Genomic DNA, 18,154 nt, shown 5'->3' on the forward strand with positions numbered 1-18,154 from the left:
GAACTCGCGCCTGATGAGTAAATCAATTTGTTCGACCGGCCTGCGTTGGCTGTGGGTTGTGGTGGCGGTGCTGGCGCTGGATTTTGGCAGCAAGCAGTGGATCCTCGCTAACTTTACGCTGGGCCAGTCCCAGCCGTTGATCCCGTCGTTCAACCTGTTTTACGCGCGCAACTACGGCGCTGCGTTCAGCTTCCTGGCCGACCATGGCGGCTGGCAGCGCTGGTTCTTCGCCGCCATCGCCATCGCCATCGTTGCGGTGCTGCTGGTGATGATGTACCGCAGCACCGCGCAGCAGAAGCTGAACAACATCGCCTACGCCTTTATTACCGGTGGGGCGTTGGGCAATCTGTTCGATCGCCTGTGGCACGGTTTCGTGGTCGATTTCATCGACTTCTACGTCGGTGACTGGCACTACCCGACCTTCAATCTGGCGGACAGCTTCATCTGCGTGGGCGCGGCGATGATCGTGCTGGAAGGTTTCCTGTCGCCGGCGAACAAAGGCGCAAAGAGTAAAGGTGAGTAATATGACGGCTCAGATTATCAGTGACAGCGCGGTGCTGGTTCACTTTACGCTGAAACTGGAAGACGGTTCGACCGCCGAATCCACCCGCAGCAGCGGCAAACCGGCGCTGTTCCGTCTGGGTGACGGTAGCCTGTCGGCGCCGCTGGAGGCGCAGCTGCTCGGCCTGCGCGCGGGCGACAAATGCGCCTTTACCCTGCAGCCGGAAGCGGCGTTCGGCGCGGAGAACCCGGATCTGGTCCAGTTCTTCTCGCGCCGCGACTTTGCGGAAACCGGCGTACCGGACGTGGGCACCATCATGCTGTTTACCGCCATCGACGGCAGTGAAATGCCGGGGGTGGTGCGCGCGGTGGCGGAAGATTCGATCACCGTCGATTTCAACCATCCGCTGGCGGGCCATCCGGTGACCTTCGATATCGAAGTGCTGGAGATCGATCCGCAGCAGGAGGAGACGCATGCAAATATTGCTGGCTAACCCGCGCGGCTTCTGCGCCGGGGTTGATCGTGCGATCAGCATCGTGGAACGCGCGCTGGAACTGTATGGCGCACCGATCTACGTGCGGCATGAAGTGGTGCACAACCGCTACGTGGTCGACAGCCTGCGTGAGCGCGGCGCGGTGTTTATCGAAGAGATCGCCGAAGTGCCGGATGGCTCTATCCTGATCTTCTCGGCGCACGGCGTTTCTCAGGCGGTGCGCGCCGAAGCCAAGGCGCGCGATCTGACCATGCTGTTCGACGCCACTTGCCCGCTGGTGACCAAGGTGCATATGGAAGTGGCGCGCGCCAGCCGCCGCGGCACCGAAGCGATTCTGATCGGCCACGCCGGGCACCCGGAAGTGGAAGGCACCATGGGCCAGTACAGCAACCCGCAGGGCGGCATGTACCTGGTCGAGTCGCCGGAAGACGTGTGGAAGCTGCAGGTGAAAGATGAAAGCAACCTGTGCTTCATGACGCAGACCACGCTGTCGGTAGATGATACCTCGGACGTGATCGACGCCCTGCGCCAGCGTTTCCCGAGCATTATCGGCCCGCGCAAGGATGACATTTGCTACGCTACCACCAACCGTCAGGAAGCGGTGCGCAACCTGGCCGGCGATGCGGACGTGGTGCTGGTGGTGGGGTCTAAAAACTCCTCCAACTCCAACCGACTGGCGGAACTGGCGCAGCGCGTCGGCAAACCGGCTTATCTTATCGATTCGGCGGCGGATATTCAGGAGAGCTGGCTGAGCGGGGCGCGCCATATCGGCGTTACCGCCGGTGCCTCAGCGCCGGACGTGCTGGTGCAGGAGGTGATCTCTCGCCTCAAAGCGCTGGGCGGTATGGACGTGCATGAAATCAGCGGGCGTGAAGAGAACATCGTGTTCGAAGTGCCGAAAGAGCTGCGCGTGGACGTTCGTCAGATAGACTGACAGGCGCCGGCGGATGACAACGGGGAGCCCAGGCTTCCCGTTTTTTTGGGCATTCGCATGGCATTGAAAATAAAACGCTGCGCATATTCAAATTTTCTGCTAACTAAAGTCAAATTTATTCTGAGTATTTGAAATAGCGTCGGTGTCATTAATTATATAAGCTGACGAAAAGTCATTGATCAAGGTATCATTAGTCTGCAATCTAAATAAGGCCTGGCGTTGGCAAGGTGATTACAATAATTACAATAATGGGTGTTGCAGATGTTTCTTATTTTATTCCTGCCGAATATGTTCTAAGGCGTTTAATCCTTTCTCCTTTAAATAGAGCTTCATATGCTCCAGCAATCGTCGGACTTTTAATGGCTGAATCTCCCGACGCGGCATAATGGCATAGCAATTTATTTCCGGTAATCGCCAGTCGGGCAATATTTCAATCAGCTCGCCGCTGAGCAACTCACGCTCAACGTTGGCGAAGAAATTGCGAATGATACCCTTGCCGGTCAGCGCCAACTCCTTCATCGCCATACCGCTGTTGGTGAACAAGCGCCCGGTCATGCGCATGCGGTGTTCACCGCCGTCGCGATGGATCAGACGAACAAACTGCGGGTTTCCGAGCGGTGTAAAGGTCACCCAGTGGTGATGCGTCAGCGCCTGCGGCGAATCCGGCACGCCGTGGTGCGCCAGGTAGGCCGGCGAGGCGCACAGCACTTCGCGGCAGCGCGCCAGCCGGGTGGAAACGTAGCTGGAGTCGGCCAGCACGCCGCCGCGTATCGCCAGATCGATGCGTTGCGTGATGAGGTCTATCTTCTCATCGTGGATTTCCAGCCGCAGCGTGAGCCGCGGGTGCTCGTCGAGGAAGCTCTGCAGCGCCGGCACCAGATAGTGGGTGGCGAATTCGGTCGAGGTGGCGACGCGTAGTTCACCCACCAGTTCGCCACGCAGCGCGGCGATCCGTTGTTGGCCGCGTTCGGCGGCGTGGATCATCAGCAGGCAATCTTCATAAAAGCACAATCCGGCTTCGGTCAGACTCAATGAACGCGTCGACCGCAACAGTAATTGAATGCCCAGATGTTCCTCCAACTGGCGAATATGTTGGCTGACGGCCGAGGTCGTCATGCCCAATTCTTTTGCCGCCATGCTGAATGCGCCGCAATCGACCACTTTTGAGAAAATGGCCATGCGTTTTAAAATATTGCTCATAGTTTGTTAAGCACAACTTAACCAAGATTGTGAATTATACGGGCTAATAATATAGCACCATCTCTTCTATATTGCCTGAAGCATATAAACGCCGGGCTAATTATTATCTCGCAGAGGTTTTTTCTCTTTTGATAAATCTTATTGCGCTTTTCAATAATACACCCGCGCCGCATCGCAACAGGAGCACATTGTGGACAGCGTTCAGAAAGATGAAATAGCGTTAAAAATCCTACGTGAATTATTGCAATACCGCCGCCGTTTCCCCGGTGGCGACACCTCAATTGCCGAAGAAGAACAACGGGTCACTCAGGTGCAATTGCCACGCATTCGGGCATTCATTGAAAACGAGCAGCGCATCGAATTCGTGCTGCCGGCCTTTCCGACCAAGTCGCCCAACACCAACAAGGTGATCGGCGCGGTGCCGGACATGGCGGAGCGGCTGTCGCTGATCTTCCTCAACTCGCTGTGCCAGCGTATTCAACTCTATTACCCGCCGGGTGCGCATATCGTTATCTGCTCCGACGGCCACGTGTTCGGCGATCTGATCCGCGTCAGCGACGAAGCGATCAACCACTATCAGCGCGAGATTGAAGGCCTGCTGCATGAAGTGGGTGCGACGCACCTGAGCGTGTTCAACCTCGGCGACGTCAAAGGCCTGGCGGAGCATACCGACGATTACGATCTGCTGCGCCGGCTGTTGGTGGACGGCTACGCCGAGTCGGAAGAGGCGATCAAGCAACAGCTGATGCAGGACGAACAGGGCCTCTTGCTGTACCGCGCCATCACGCGTTTCCTGTATGAAGACAGCCAGCTGCCGGGCTACAGCGGTTCCAACGCCGCGCTGCAGAAGGACGCCAAGCAGCGCGCCTGCGGCGTGATCCAACGCAGCTGGGCCTGGGGCAACCTGCTGGCGCAACATTTCCCGGCTGCGATCCGTCTGTCGATTCACCCGCAGCCGGTCGACAGCCTGAAAATGGGCATCCACATGATGCCGACCAAAGACGACTGGCTGACGCCGTGGCACGGCGTGGCGGCGAACGTGAACGGCCAGTTCGTGCTGATGAAGCGTAAAGACGCGCAGAGCCTGGACGGCGAACTGGTGGAGATCCGCGGCACGCCGAGCCATTACCTGATCGAGCAGCCACAGATGGCCTGAGGCCGCCGCAGGCTTTTGCGCCCGAAATCCTGGCGGGCGCGTTTTTGACGGCACGTTGCCGTGTGAGCAGCACATTCGATGCAAGGAGAATCACCGATGAACAACCAACCGCTTAATTGCCATATCCAACCGAATACCCCGTTCGGCGCGATCCTGACGCCGCAGCACCCGGGGCAAAAGATCGGCGAGCTGCCGGTGGCGGCGCTGCGAGCGCTGGCGCAGGAACACCACTTGCTGGTGCTGCGCGGATTCGACTCCGGTTTCAGCGAGGCGGAAGTCCTGACTCGCTATGCCGAACAGTGGGGCGAAATCATGATGTGGCCGTTCGGTGCGGTGCTGGACGTGAAGGAACATCCGGACGCCAAGGATCATATCTTCGACAGCAGCTACGTCCCGCTGCATTGGGATGGCATGTATAAGCCGACCATCCCTGAGTTCCAGCTGTTCCACTGCGTGGCGGCGCCGTCGCAGGACGAAGGCGGGCGCACTACCTTCGTCGATACCACGCGGCTGTTGGCCAATGCGGACGAAGCGCTGCTGGATCAGTGGCTGTCGGTCTCGATCACCTACCGCATCAAGCAGGTGGTGCATTACGGCGGTGAAGTCTGTTCGCCGCTGGTGGTGCAGCACCCGAACGGCAGGGGGTTAATCATGCGCTACAATGAACCGCCGACGGAGGGGAAAAAATTCCTCAACCAGCATGCGCTGGAATATCACGGCGTGCCTGAACAGCAGCAGGAACAGTTCCACCACACCCTGCAGCAGCATCTGTACGATCCGCGTCACTATTATGCTCACCAATGGCAACAGGGTGACGTAGTGGTGGCGGACAACTTCTCGCTGCTGCATGGCCGTGAGGGCTTTACCGCCCGTTCCGCGCGTCATTTGCAGCGCGTGCATATCCAGAGCAACCCGGTGTGCGCCAATCTGGCGCTGAAGCCGGCCAACGCAGAAGCGTAAAGGAGCATTATGGCAAGGATACTGATGGCGGCGGTCGCCACTCCGGGGCACGTCTACCCGATGTTAGCCATCGCTCGCCACCTGATTGCCCAAGGGCATCAGGTGCGGGTGATGACCGGCGCGCTGTTCCGCGAACGCGCCGAGGCGGTTGGGGCAAGCTTCGTGCCGTTCGACGCGCAGGTGGATTTCGATTATCGCCACCTGGAGGAACATTTCCCCGAGCGCGCCGCGCTGCCGCCGGGCAATGCGCAGATGGCGCTGGCGCTGAAGGATTTCTTCGCCGCACCGATCCCGTTGCTGGATCGGCAACTGCGTGCGGCCATCGCCGCCGAAAAGACCGATCTGCTGATGGTGGAGAACTGCTTCTACGGCGTGCTGCCGCTGCTGCAGTCCGCCGAGCGGCCGCCGGTCTTCGGTATCGGCGTCACACCGCTGTCGTATTCTTCGCGCGATGCTATTTTTTATGGCCCGCGTATCCCGCCGGCGCTGCTGCCACAGGCGCTGACCCGCGAGCAACTGGTGGATGAAGAAACGCGCGTGCTGCTTGATGAGGTGCAGCAAAGCTTTGATGCGGCACTGGTGCAGGCGGGCGGGCGGGCGCTGAATCGCCCGTTTACCGACGCGCTGATCGGCGGCTGCGAGCGTTTCCTGCAGTTGGCCACCACGGCGCTGGAATATGAGCGCGACGATCTGCCGAGCGGCGTGCGCTTCGTCGGCCCGCTGCGCAGCGGCGGCCAGCCGGCGGCGGAAGAGACGCTTTGGGAGAAGGACGACCGCCGGCCGCTGGTGATCGTGTCTCAGGGCACGCTGGCCAATGTCGATTTGCATCAGCTGATCGTGCCGACGCTGCAAGCGCTGGCGCATCTGCCGGTGAGGGTGTTGGCCACCACCGGCGGGCGGGCGACGGAAGGGCTGATGGAGGCACTGCCGGGCAATGCCAGGGTGCGGGAGTTTATCTCCTTCGAACGCTGGCTGCCGGAGGCGGCGCTACTGATCACCAACGGCGGTTATGGCTCGATCAACTATGCGCTGGACAGCGGCGTGCCGCTGATCGTCGCCGGCACTGGCGAAGACAAACTGGAGGCGGCCGCGCGCGTGGTGGCCGCCGGCTGTGGCATCAGCCTGCACACCAGCACGCCGAGCGCCGAACAGATTCTGGCGGCGGCGACGCGTATTCTGCAACAGCCGATCTATCGGCAACGCGCGGCGCTGGTGCGTGAGGACTATGCTCGCCACGACGCGCTGACGGCGATTGCCAACGAAGTGGCCGCCATTACCGCCTGACCTCGCCGATCTCCCTTCCTCAGGCGCCGTTTTCGGCGCCTTTTTTCTGCATTTTTTTGCCATGCAAACTGCATGATTATGTACAATCGTCGCAGGCCGCCAAATCGGTTGAATGTTAATCTCACGACAGCGCCGCTGATGAGAACGGAGGAATATCATAATTTTCTAATTATGAAATGAATCCTCTGGCGACGCTGAAGCGGGGCGGTTACCCTGAATCGATAGCCTAATGGGATAGGCGTCAAATCAAGAAGAGAGCAAGCATGAGTGATTCACAAATCCGCATTGCGATTGCGGGCGCCGGCGGCCGGATGGGTCGTCAATTGATCCAGGCGGTGCAGCAGGCGGAAGGCGTGGTGTTGGGGGCGGCGCTGTCGCGCCCGGGCTCCAGCCTGGTCGGCGTCGACGCCGGCGAACTGGCGGGCATCGGCGCGCTGGGCGTCAAGGTGAGCGACAGTCTGGAGAAGGTGGCGAACGAGTTCGATATTTTGATCGACTTCACCCGCCCGGAAAGCACCCGGGGTTACCTGGATTTTTGCGTGGCGCACCACAAGGCGATGGTGATTGGCACTACCGGCTTCGATGACGCCGGCAAACAGGCGATCCGCGATGCGGCGCAGCATATCGGCATCGTGTTCGCCGCCAACTTCAGCGTCGGCGTCAACCTGGTGTTGAAACTGCTGGAGAAGGCCGCGCAGGTGATGGGCGACTATACCGATATCGAAATCGTTGAGGCGCACCACCGCCACAAAGTGGATGCGCCGTCGGGCACGGCGCTGGCCATGGGCGAAGCGATCGCCGGCGCGCTGGGGCGCGACCTGAAAAGCTGCGCGGTCTATGCGCGCGAAGGCCATACCGGCGAACGCGATCCGAAAAGCATCGGCTTTGCCACCATTCGCGCCGGCGACATCGTCGGCGAGCACACCGCGATGTTCGCCGACATCGGTGAACGGGTGGAAATTACCCATAAGGCCTCCAGCCGGATGACTTTTGCCAGCGGCGCGGTGCGTGCGGCTGCCTGGTTGCATAACCGGGATAAAGGCCTGTTTGATATGCGTGACGTGTTGAATCTGGACCAATTATAATTAATTTGCATACCATCGTGATGTGGTTGTATTGATCATAATGCTATGATAATCGGACAATAATTTTATTGTCCTTTTTTTTAACATGAAAAATTAAGCGTTGGTGTGTTTTTATTTCATTGATTGTTATTTATTGATGTTTTCCTTGCTAATCATCCCGTTTTTATCCACCAGATCTCATTTCAGCGTCTTTTGGAGCCCATTCTGGCGCCATTTTTCGTCATTCAGCCTCGCAACCGTTTTCCAGCCCCGGTTTTCTGTGTTTTTATCGCCGCTCAAGCCGCATGAGCGGCGAGAACTGCAAAAATAAAACAAAAAAAGGCAGTTTGGGTAGACAAGCCGGACACTCATCATTAAAATGCGCCCAATTTGCCAAAAATTGGCCTCGCGGACGGTTTTTGCATTGATTTAGATCGCGATATCTGAATTAATATGCAAATATTGTGATTGATTATTCCTCGGAGGGTGTTTTGATAAAGTCAGCGCTATTGGTTCTGGAAGACGGAACCCAATTCCACGGTCGGGCCATCGGGGCAGAGGGAACGGCAGTGGGGGAAGTGGTCTTCAATACGTCGATGACCGGTTATCAAGAAATCCTCACTGATCCTTCCTATTCCCGCCAGATCGTTACTCTTACTTATCCTCATATCGGCAATGTCGGCACTAATGCTTCCGACGAAGAATCCTCCGCAGTACACGCCCAAGGCCTCGTCATTCGTGACCTCCCGCTGATCGCCAGCAACTACCGCAACGAAGAAAGCCTGTCCGACTACCTCAAGCGTCACAACATCGTGGCAATCGCCGATATCGATACCCGTAAATTAACCCGCCTGCTGCGCGAGAAGGGCGCCCAGAACGGCTGCATCATCGCCGCCGACTCGACGGACTCCGCGCTGGCCCTGGCCAAGGCGCAAGGTTTCCCGGGGTTGAAGGGCATGGATCTGGCGAAAGAGGTCACCACCCAAGAGGCCTACAGCTGGCAGCAAGGCAGCTGGACGCTTGAAGGCGACCTGCCTGAAGCCAAGACCGCCGCGGAGCTGCCGTTCCACGTAGTGGCTTACGACTACGGCGCCAAGCGCAACATCCTGCGCATGCTGGTGGATCGCGGCTGCCGCCTGACCGTGGTGCCGGCGCAGACCCCGGCCGACGAGGTGCTGAAAATGAATCCGGACGGCATCTTCCTGTCCAACGGCCCGGGCGACCCGGAGCCATGCGACTACGCCATCGCCGCCATCAAACAGTTCCTAGAAACCGACATTCCGGTGTTCGGCATCTGCCTGGGTCACCAGCTGCTGGCGCTGGCCAGCGGGGCGAAAACCATGAAGATGAAGCTCGGCCACCACGGCGGCAACCACCCGGTGAAGGATCTGGACAACAACACCGTGATGATCACCGCGCAGAACCACGGCTTCGCCGTCGATGAAAACAACCTGCCGGCGAACCTGCGCGTCACGCACAAATCGCTGTTCGACCACACGGTGCAGGGCATTCACCGCACCGACAAAGCGGCGTTCAGCTTCCAGGGGCACCCGGAAGCCAGCCCAGGCCCGCATGATGCCGCGCCGCTGTTCGATCACTTCATCGAACTGATTGAGACTTACCGTTCTAACGCCAAATAATCAGGAGCAGTAAAAAATGCCAAAACGTACAGACATAAAAAGCATCCTGATCCTCGGCGCTGGCCCGATCGTTATCGGCCAGGCGTGTGAGTTCGACTACTCGGGTGCCCAGGCGTGTAAAGCGCTGCGCGAAGAGGGTTACCGCGTCATTCTGGTTAACTCCAACCCGGCGACCATCATGACCGACCCGGAAATGGCCGATGCGACCTATATCGAGCCGATCCACTGGGAAGTGGTGCGCAAGATCATCGAAAAAGAGCGCCCGGATGCGGTGCTGCCGACCATGGGCGGCCAGACGGCGCTGAACTGCGCGCTGGAGCTGGAGCGTCAGGGTGTGCTGGCCGAGTTCGGCGTTACCATGATCGGCGCGACGGCCGATGCGATCGACAAGGCTGAAGACCGTCGCCGTTTCGACGTGGCGATGAAGAAAATCGGTCTGGACACCGCGCGTTCCGGCATTGCGCACACCATGGAAGAAGCGCTGGCGGTAGCCGCTGACGTCGGCTTCCCGTGCATCATCCGCCCTTCCTTTACCATGGGCGGCACCGGCGGCGGCATCGCCTACAACCGCGAAGAGTTCGAAGAGATCTGCGAACGCGGTCTGGACCTGTCGCCGACCAACGAGCTGCTGATCGATGAATCGCTGATCGGTTGGAAAGAGTACGAGATGGAGGTGGTGCGTGATAAGAACGACAACTGCATCATCGTCTGCTCCATCGAAAACTTCGACGCCATGGGCATCCACACCGGCGACTCGATCACCGTCGCACCGGCCCAGACCCTGACCGACAAGGAATACCAAATCATGCGCAACGCCTCGATGGCGGTGCTGCGTGAGATCGGCGTCGAAACCGGTGGCTCCAACGTGCAGTTCTCGGTCAACCCGAAAACCGGCCGCCTGATCGTTATCGAAATGAACCCGCGCGTGTCGCGCTCTTCGGCGCTAGCGTCGAAAGCCACCGGCTTCCCTATCGCCAAGATCGCCGCCAAGCTGGCGGTGGGCTACACCCTCGATGAGCTGATGAACGACATCACCGGCGGCCGCACCCCGGCATCGTTCGAACCGTCCATCGACTACGTCGTGACCAAGATCCCGCGCTTCAACTTCGAGAAGTTCGCCGGCGCCAACGACCGCCTGACCACCCAGATGAAGTCGGTCGGCGAAGTGATGGCCATCGGCCGCACCCAGCAGGAGTCGCTGCAAAAAGCGCTGCGCGGCCTGGAAGTGGGCGCTACCGGCTTCGACCCGAAAGTAAGCCTGGACGATCCGGAAGCGCTGACCAAGATCCGCCGCGAGCTGAAAGACGCCGGCTCTGACCGCATCTGGTACATCGCCGACGCCTTCCGCGCCGGTCTGTCGGTCGACGGCGTCTTCAACCTGACCAACGTCGACCGCTGGTTCCTGGTGCAGATTGAAGAGCTGGTGCGCCTGGAAGAGCAGGTGGCCGACGCGGGCATCAACGGCCTGAACAAAGAATTCCTGCGCACCCTGAAGCGCAAGGGCTTCGCCGATGCGCGTCTGGCCAAGCTGGCCGGCGTCGCCGAGAGTGAAATTCGCAAGCTGCGCCACAGCCACGGCCTGCATCCGGTGTACAAGCGCGTGGATACCTGCGCGGCGGAATTCGCCACCGACACCGCCTACATGTATTCCACCTATGAAGAAGAGTGCGAGTCCAACCCGACCAACGACCGGCCGAAAGTGATGGTGCTGGGCGGCGGGCCGAACCGTATCGGTCAGGGCATCGAGTTCGACTACTGCTGCGTGCACGCCTCGCTGGCGCTGCGCGAAGACGGTTACGAGACCATCATGGTCAACTGCAACCCGGAAACCGTCTCTACCGACTACGACACCTCCGACCGCCTGTACTTCGAGCCGGTGACGCTGGAAGACGTGCTGGAAATCGTGCGTATCGAGAAGCCGAAAGGCGTGATCGTGCAGTACGGCGGCCAGACCCCGCTGAAGCTGGCGCGCGAGCTGGAAGCCGCGGGCGTGCCGATCATCGGCACCAGCCCGGACGCCATTGACCGTGCCGAAGACCGCGAGCGCTTCCAGCAGGCGGTCAACCGTCTGGGCCTGAAGCAGCCGGCCAACGCCACCGTCACCGCCATCGAGCAGGCGGTGGAGAAGGCGGCGGGCATCGGCTATCCGCTGGTGGTGCGCCCTTCCTACGTGCTGGGCGGCCGAGCGATGGAGATCGTCTATGACGAAACCGACCTGCGCCGTTACTTCCAGACCGCGGTCAGCGTGTCCAACGATGCGCCGGTGCTGCTGGACCGCTTCCTGGACGACGCGGTGGAAGTGGACGTCGACGCCATCTGCGACGGCGAGCGCGTGCTGATTGGCGGCATCATGGAGCACATCGAGCAGGCGGGCGTGCACTCCGGTGACTCCGCGTGTTCGCTGCCGGCGTACACCCTGAGCCAGGAAATTCAGGACGTGATGCGTCGTCAGGTGGAAAAGCTGGCGTTCGAGCTGCAGGTACGCGGCCTGATGAACGTGCAGTTCGCGGTGAAAGACAACGAAGTCTACCTGATTGAAGTGAACCCGCGCGCCGCGCGTACCGTGCCGTTCGTGTCCAAAGCGACCGGCGTGCCGCTGGCCAAAGTGGCCGCGCGCGTGATGGCGGGCAAAACGCTGGTTGAGCAGGGCGTGACCGAAGAAATTATCCCGCCGTACTACTCGGTGAAAGAAGTGGTGCTGCCGTTCAACAAATTCCCGGGCGTCGACCCGATTCTGGGGCCGGAAATGCGCTCTACCGGGGAAGTGATGGGCGTGGGCCGCACTTTCGCGGAAGCCTTCTCCAAAGCGATGTTGGGCAGTAACTCGGGCATGAAAAAGCAGGGCCGCGCGCTGCTGTCGGTGCGTGAAGGCGACAAGGCTCGCGTGGTCGATTTGGCCGCCAGCCTGCTGAAGCAGGGCTTCGAGCTGGACGCCACTCACGGCACCGCGGTGGTGCTGGGCGAAGCGGGCATCAACCCGCGCCTGGTCAACAAGGTGCACGAAGGGCGTCCGCACATTCAGGACCGTGTCAAGAACGGCGAGTACACCTACATCGTCAACACCACGGCCGGCCGTCAGGCGATTGAAGACTCCAAGCTGATTCGCCGCAGCGCCCTGCAGTACAAGGTGCACTACGACACCACGCTGAACGGCGGCTTTGCCACCGCGATGGCGCTGAAAGCGGATCCGACCGAGCAGGTCACGTCGGTGCAGGAAATGCACGCGCGCATCGGCAAATAACCGCGCGATAACGCTACGCCAGGGGCGCTGCAGATGCAGCGCCCTTTTTTATTCAGCGAATTTGTCGGCTGGCGTTAAAAATTTCCGCTATCAATCAGTGGGCAAACTGTCACCCTGTGTGATTGGTATATGCTTGGTGTATTGGCAAGGAACGAAGGAACGACGATAACAATGATTCTGATAATTTATGCTCACCCGTATCCCCGGCATTCGCATGCCAACCAGCGCCTGCTGCAGGCGGTGAGGGATCTCCCCGAGGTAGAGGTGCGCTCGCTGTATGAGCTGTACCCCGATTTCAATATCGACATCAACGCCGAGCAGCGGGCGCTGGAGCGCGCCGACCTGGTGGTGCTGCAGCATCCGATGCAATGGTACAGCTTCCCGCCGCTGTTGAAGCTGTGGATCGACAAAGTGCTGGAGCACGGCTGGGCCTACGGCCACGACGGCAACGCGCTGGTGGGTAAAGACTGCCTGTGGGCGGTGACCAGCGGCGGCGACGAGCACCACTTCGAGCTGGGCGACTTTCCCAACTTCGCCGCGCTGGCGCAGCCGCTGCAGGCCACGGCGATTTACTGCGGCATGAACTGGCAGCCTTTTTTCGCTCTGCATAACACCTTTACCTGCAACGAACCGGCGCTGCTCGCCGCCGGCGAAGCCTACCGGCAGCGGTTGGTCGACTACCTGATGGAACATGCCGAAGCGGAAACACGGGAGGCCAGCCATGGATAACCACCACATGATGATCGAGGGGCTGATCTACCTCGGCTCCGCCGCGCTGTTTGTGCCGATCGCGGTGCGACTGGGGCTGGGCTCGGTGCTCGGCTACCTGATTGCCGGCTGCATCATTGGCCCCTGGGGGCTGAAGCTGGTGTCGGATGCCGAGTCGATCCTGACCTTCGCCGAGATCGGCGTGGTGCTGATGCTGTTTATCATCGGCCTGGAGCTGGATCCCAAGCGGCTGTGGACGCTGCGCGCCTCGGTGTTCGGCGGCGGCAGCATTCAGATGGTGGGCTGCGGCCTGGCGCTGAGCGCCTTCTGTTACTTCCTGGGCCTCAACTGGAAGGTGGCGCTGTTGATTGGCCTGACGCTGGCGCTCTCATCCACCGCCATCGCCATGCAGGCGATGAGCGAACGCAACCTGACGCCGTCGCCGATCGGCCGCAGCGCATTTGCGGTGCTGCTGTTCCAGGATATCGCGGCGATCCCGCTGGTGGCGATGATCCCGCTGCTGGCCAGCAGCGGCGCCACCACCACGCTGGGCGCTTTCGTGCTGTCGGCGGCCAAGGTGGTGGGCGCGTTGACGATAGTGGTGTTGCTCGGCCGCTACGTCACCCGCCCGCTGCTGCACTTCGTCGCCCGTTCGGGCATGCGCGAGGTGTTCAGCGCCGTGGCGCTGTTCCTGGTGTTCGGTTTCGGCATCCTGCTGGAGATGGCCGGGCTGTCGATGGCGATGGGGGCGTTCCTCGCCGGGGTGCTGCTGGCGAGCTCGGAATACCGCCACGCGCTGGAGAGCGATATTCAGCCGTTCAAGGGGCTGCTGCTGGGGCTGTTCTTTATCGGCGTCGGCATGTCGATCGATTTCGGCACGCTGTTCCATCATCCGCTCCTGATCGCCTCGCTGCTGCTGGGCTTTATGCTGATCAAGGCGGCGCTGCTGTGGCTGATTGGGCCGCTGCTCGGCGTGCCGAAGCGCCAGCGCGGCCTGTTCGCCATTCTGCTGGGGCAGGGCAGTGAATTCGCCTTCGTGATCTTCAGCGCCGCGCAGCTGGCCGGCGTCCTGCCGGTCGAATGGGCCAAGTCGCTGACGCTGGCGGTGGCGCTGTCGATGGCGGCCACGCCGCTGCTGCTGGTGATCGCCGCGCAGCTGGAGAAAAATGCGCCGAAAGAGGAGCGCCCGGCTGACGTTATCGACGACGAGAATGCCAGCGTGATCATCGCCGGCTTCGGCCGTTTCGGTCAGATCGCCGGCCGCTTGCTGTTGGCCAACGGCGTACACACCGTGGTACTGGATCACGATCCGGACCATATCGAGACGCTGCGCAAATTCGACACCAAGGTGTTCTACGGCGACGCCACGCGCGCCGATTTGCTGGAGGCCGCCGGCGCCGCCCACGCCAAGGTGCTGATCAACGCCATCGACGACGTGGAAGACAGCCTGGCGTTAACCGAGCTGGCCAGACAGCACTTCCCGCATCTGAAGGTGGTGGCGCGAGCGCGCGACGTCGATCACTGGTATCAGCTGCGGCAGCTGGGGGTGGAAAAACCGGAGCGCGAAACCTTTGAAAGCTCGCTGCGCATCGGCCGTGAAACGCTTGAGCTGCTGGGGCTGGACGCCTATGAGGCGCGCGAGAAGGCGGATACGTTCCGCCGCTATAACCTGAAGATGCTGGAAGACACGCTGGAGAATTATCAGGACACCGAGTTCCGCATCGCCAGCCTGCAGCGGGCCAAGGAGATGCTCAGCGCGGCCATCGAGCAGGATCAGAATCGGCTGGCGCGGGTGCAGCAGACCGGCTGGCGCGGCAGTATCGACGGCAAGGCGCCGGAGGATGAAGTGGTGGAAGCTAAAGGATAAGAGTAGGGGCGCCAGATCGGCGCCCCTTTTTTTGCTTAGCTCAGTGCGACCTTGATGCCCAAGGCGATCAGCATACCGCCCAGCAGCTTGTCGACGATCTTCTGGGTCTTTTCCAACCCGCGACGCACCGGCCCGCTCTGGATCAGGAACACCAGCAGCGGCCACCAGATGACCGACAGGCCGAGAATAATCCCCGCGTACCACAGCTTGTCGCCCAGGCCGGAATCGATCTGCAGCTGATGCGCGGCGCGATAAATGCGCGGGAATATGCGAGATAAATTGAGGTGGAAATATTTTCACTATGTGAAGCGGAATTACATAAATGCAATGGCCGAGAGTGAACTCGGCCATTGGTATTACAGCAGAATACCTACCCCATCACAGTACGTCCTAAATCGCGCAGCAGTCAGCGCTTGCTGACCTTCCGTCATCACACCCTCATAAATCGTAAATGCTGCCACGTCATTCGTGCCTTGCAGATTTTGAGTCTCTAGCGCCGGGCCGCCGACAGCAAATGCGCGATTTGACAGGCCTGGGATAAAGCCGGTGGGGAACGGGTTGATGGCCGTCTGTCCTGTCGTCCAGTCTCGCACCGACACATGCGTATCTGAGCAGGTGAGTGAAATCAATGAGAACACCGAAACGTCTTTCACGATATTCACGGAAAGAGGCTTGGTTGTATCTGGCGCATTCGGGTCAAACACCCCGGCCTGGGCGGTCATTTTGCCCATCGGTGCGCCGGGGTCGTTCTTGACGATAAACAGCGAGAATCCGTGCGAAACCTTGGCCGGTAGCTCGACGTTCTGCCCGCTGAAGGTGCCGATAAACATCGGTGTGTGCTCAGGGTCGGCGAATGTGTCGTTTGAACGTACCACGCAGAAAATGGTGTGATTGCGACGCTGGAAAACGCTGGTGCGCAGAAAATCACTTCCTCCCTTGAACCGCAGGAAGTTGGGGTGGACTTCCGGATTACCCACGGTGGTAAAACCAGGTTGTCCAAATGCCAGGTTGCGGATGGATTTCTCAATTGACCCACCCAGGTATGCCCAGGCCAGCAACCCCGGAAATACCGGGGGAACGATAAACGCGTTTTTATCGTTGCTTAAATCGCTGGATTTATCGCGTGTTGCAATGCCCATTTAAATAACCTCCGGAGTGGTTTGATATGCGGTTGACCAGTTCTCAAGCCCATAGGGTTTATTGACCAGTTCGGGAATGTTGGCTTCTGGATACATGCCACTGTCTGCAAGGTAGGTGTATTCAGTCAGACTCAACCCCTGGCTGGAATCGCACACCATCCCGTTGCCATCGTGATTCGTCTTATCGGCATAACGAATAATCAATTCGCCGATAGGCTCTCGTTCCAGTACCAGGTGAATGACAGAGGTACGTTTAATTTCGACACTGACAATAGCGATGGGGGTATCAATTCCACCAACGCGGTCTAACGCGCTGTATCCCTTGTCAGCATAGGACTGTTCAACATACCCCACGCGCGGTGCCTTGAACTGCAGCGGAGGCACGGGGACATGCTTCGCGAGCAGAACATCTTTACCGCGCCGAACGGCTTTAATGAGTTTGACGCATTTCCAGCTTTGCTTCAGTACAGAAACGCGGAAACCTACCTCGGTAATTTTTTCGCCCAGGTTCCTTGTGCCATTCGCATCTAAATGCCCGCTGGGTTTATTGGTATAGGGGTAATACGGCCCGACCATAAAAACAAAATCCAGTTCATCATCAATTTCCAGCTGCGCCATACCTACGGACATATCCTTATCATCACGGGTATACGACGCGCCTGTTTGCACGGTCAATATTGGGAATTTGCGATTATCTGGCAAATACGCGATGCGGTCGGTCTGCATATCATTCAACAATTGAATAGTGGCTGCTTTAAATGCCGCTTTACTGGTATTGGGATAATCGTTCTCACCCTGAATATAAACCACTGCCCCGACCTGATAACTTTTTCCCTCGGCATCAGCAATAGCTTTTACCCCCTGCATCGCATCTACAAAGCGCTGATAGAGGTTTGGGTTCGCATTTTTGCTCAGCTGTGCCACTGTTCGGCCACCGACACCGGCAGCACTGGCGACAAATACACGTTCCGGGTCTGAGGCCTTACCGAAATAGTCGAGGTATTTACGGCGCAGTGAGTTTGTAAAGCCCTCTGCGGGGGACTCGCCGTAAATAATCGTGCCAGGTGCAGCTGCGGCGACTTGTTCGTCCGTCAGCAGGTTACCCTGTGCGTCACAGCAGGTGGCAATCAGCGGTTTCAGCGCGGCCCCGTTACGCGGTACAAATTCGGGGGCCGTCGGCGATTTGGGCATCACGGAGTCACCGAACATCAGGCTGTCGATAAACTGCGTGCGGCTCAGGCGCGGGTAGGCTTCAGTGCCGTTTTGCAGTGACTGGCCGTAATAAATGAAATGAATGTAATTAGCCACCAGGCTGACAACAGTATTTCCAACCGATGCCAACATCCAGCGGCTTTGTTCAGCCAGCTGCTCCAGGGAATTAATAGTTTCCTGCAACCAGTCAGGTTGAGAGGATGACGATGAACCTGCACCAGCAGCCACAGCAAAAAAGTTTTTATCCACGCTATATTGCCCCGGATATGGCACCGTGAAAACATCAAATTCCGGCGTCGCGAAAACGCCGTCGATATACGCGATATGAGGAAAACCGGCAAAATCAATCGATGAAAATGTCGGCTCGTTACCAGAGTCAACTTCTTGTATCCGGTCTGAGACTGTTTTTACATATGCGCCGCTGGGCAAGTCTTTCGGTAATAATACTGCGGTGCCCGATACGTTCTGACCCTCGATACTCCAAATTAGTGGATCGCTGCTGCGAACGGAAAATTTCGCGCCTTCGGGTATGCGCCCTTCATTAATTAATTGCTGAGCATAATCCAGCGAACGCAGTGGAGACTCGCCCGCCTGATAGCTGTCAACATATTGCTTCAGATATGACGTACGGCTGGCCAACTGCTGAGCCTGCCAGTTGTCCGGGCCGTTATCCCCACCGAGCACAGGCGTGGTCATTTCTAACTGGAAAATGCCATCTACCCAAACGGGTGATTCTGGTAATGTCTTGGCCACG

Annotated in this window: 14 protein-coding genes and 1 pseudogene; 11 read left to right on the forward strand and 4 right to left on the reverse strand. The window is 59.1% G+C overall.

What is annotated here, in order from left to right:
- Window positions 1-13 precede the first annotated feature (13 nt).
- Genes lspA through ispH form a run of 3 tightly spaced genes read left to right on the forward strand, consistent with a single transcriptional unit; the run spans window position 14 to window position 1,929 of the window.
- Window positions 14-523 (forward strand): signal peptidase II, encoded by a 510-nt coding sequence (gene lspA / locus ACUXAC_RS15185; protein WP_454266754.1) that lies wholly within the window; start codon window positions 14-16, stop codon window positions 521-523.
- A gap of 1 nt (window position 524) precedes the next feature.
- Window positions 525-995: an FKBP-type peptidyl-prolyl cis-trans isomerase gene (gene fkpB / locus ACUXAC_RS15190; RefSeq protein ID WP_038628869.1), complete on the forward strand. Its 471-nt coding sequence runs from the start codon at window positions 525-527 to the stop codon at window positions 993-995.
- Window positions 976-1,929 carry a 4-hydroxy-3-methylbut-2-enyl diphosphate reductase gene (gene ispH, locus ACUXAC_RS15195; protein ID WP_038873368.1) on the forward strand — a complete coding sequence of 318 codons (954 nt, stop codon included), beginning with the start codon at window positions 976-978 and terminating at the stop codon, window positions 1,927-1,929. The genes fkpB and ispH overlap by 20 nt, the downstream gene beginning before the upstream one ends.
- Before the next feature lie 273 nt (window positions 1,930-2,202).
- On the opposite strand, the gene ACUXAC_RS15200 is transcribed toward ispH, so the two are convergent.
- Entirely contained in the window at window positions 2,203-3,129 is a 927-nt protein-coding gene (locus ACUXAC_RS15200; protein WP_060422398.1) for a LysR family transcriptional regulator, read from the reverse strand.
- Window positions 3,130-3,319: 190 nt separating this feature from the next.
- Here ACUXAC_RS15200 and pvcA point away from each other — a divergent pair, with 190 nt between their 5' ends.
- The 8 genes from pvcA to kefC all read left to right on the forward strand — a co-directional run bounded on the left by pvcA (window position 3,320) and on the right by kefC (window position 15,049).
- Entirely contained in the window at window positions 3,320-4,285 is a 966-nt protein-coding gene (gene pvcA, locus ACUXAC_RS15205; protein ID WP_060422401.1) for an L-tyrosine isonitrile synthase, read from the forward strand.
- Between the two features lie 96 nt (window positions 4,286-4,381).
- On the forward strand, window positions 4,382-5,245 hold the full coding sequence (locus ACUXAC_RS15210) for a TauD/TfdA dioxygenase family protein (protein ID WP_049241990.1): 864 nt from the start codon (window positions 4,382-4,384) through the stop codon (window positions 5,243-5,245).
- A gap of 24 nt (window positions 5,246-5,269) precedes the next feature.
- Window positions 5,270-6,529: a glycosyltransferase gene (locus ACUXAC_RS15215; protein ID WP_421115341.1), complete on the forward strand. Its 1,260-nt coding sequence runs from the start codon at window positions 5,270-5,272 to the stop codon at window positions 6,527-6,529.
- A 263-nt stretch (window positions 6,530-6,792) separates the two neighbouring features.
- Window positions 6,793-7,614 (forward strand): 4-hydroxy-tetrahydrodipicolinate reductase, encoded by an 822-nt coding sequence (dapB, locus tag ACUXAC_RS15220; protein WP_060422408.1) that lies wholly within the window; start codon window positions 6,793-6,795, stop codon window positions 7,612-7,614.
- A 470-nt stretch (window positions 7,615-8,084) separates the two neighbouring features.
- Window positions 8,085-9,233 (forward strand): glutamine-hydrolyzing carbamoyl-phosphate synthase small subunit, encoded by a 1,149-nt coding sequence (carA, locus tag ACUXAC_RS15225; protein WP_421115334.1) that lies wholly within the window; start codon window positions 8,085-8,087, stop codon window positions 9,231-9,233.
- Between the two features lie 16 nt (window positions 9,234-9,249).
- On the forward strand, window positions 9,250-12,474 hold the full coding sequence (gene carB / locus ACUXAC_RS15230) for a carbamoyl-phosphate synthase large subunit (RefSeq protein WP_454266755.1): 3,225 nt from the start codon (window positions 9,250-9,252) through the stop codon (window positions 12,472-12,474).
- Between the two features lie 171 nt (window positions 12,475-12,645).
- Window positions 12,646-13,203 (forward strand): glutathione-regulated potassium-efflux system oxidoreductase KefF, encoded by a 558-nt coding sequence (gene kefF, locus ACUXAC_RS15235; RefSeq protein WP_060422413.1) that lies wholly within the window; start codon window positions 12,646-12,648, stop codon window positions 13,201-13,203.
- Window positions 13,196-15,049, forward strand: coding sequence for a glutathione-regulated potassium-efflux system protein KefC (gene kefC, locus ACUXAC_RS15240; protein ID WP_038873391.1), 1,854 nt, complete (start codon window positions 13,196-13,198; stop codon window positions 15,047-15,049). Before kefF ends, kefC begins: the two co-directional genes overlap by 8 nt.
- A 35-nt stretch (window positions 15,050-15,084) precedes the next feature.
- On the opposite strand, the pseudogene ACUXAC_RS15245 reads toward kefC, so the two are convergent.
- The 3 genes and pseudogenes from ACUXAC_RS15245 to ACUXAC_RS15255 all read right to left on the reverse strand — a co-directional run.
- Window positions 15,085-15,285: pseudogene (locus ACUXAC_RS15245) on the reverse strand (LysE family translocator); the annotation flags it as partial.
- Between the two features lie 120 nt (window positions 15,286-15,405).
- On the reverse strand, window positions 15,406-16,188 hold the full coding sequence (locus tag ACUXAC_RS15250; protein WP_454266756.1) for a hypothetical protein: 783 nt from the start codon (window positions 16,186-16,188) through the stop codon (window positions 15,406-15,408).
- Complete coding sequence (locus ACUXAC_RS15255) at window positions 16,189-18,153, reverse strand: sialate O-acetylesterase (protein ID WP_439069129.1); 1,965 nt, start codon at window positions 18,151-18,153, stop codon at window positions 16,189-16,191. It lies immediately after the preceding gene.
- Window position 18,154: the final 1 nt, after the last annotated feature.

This window comes from Serratia sp. 121840015-1 (assembly GCF_053627655.1).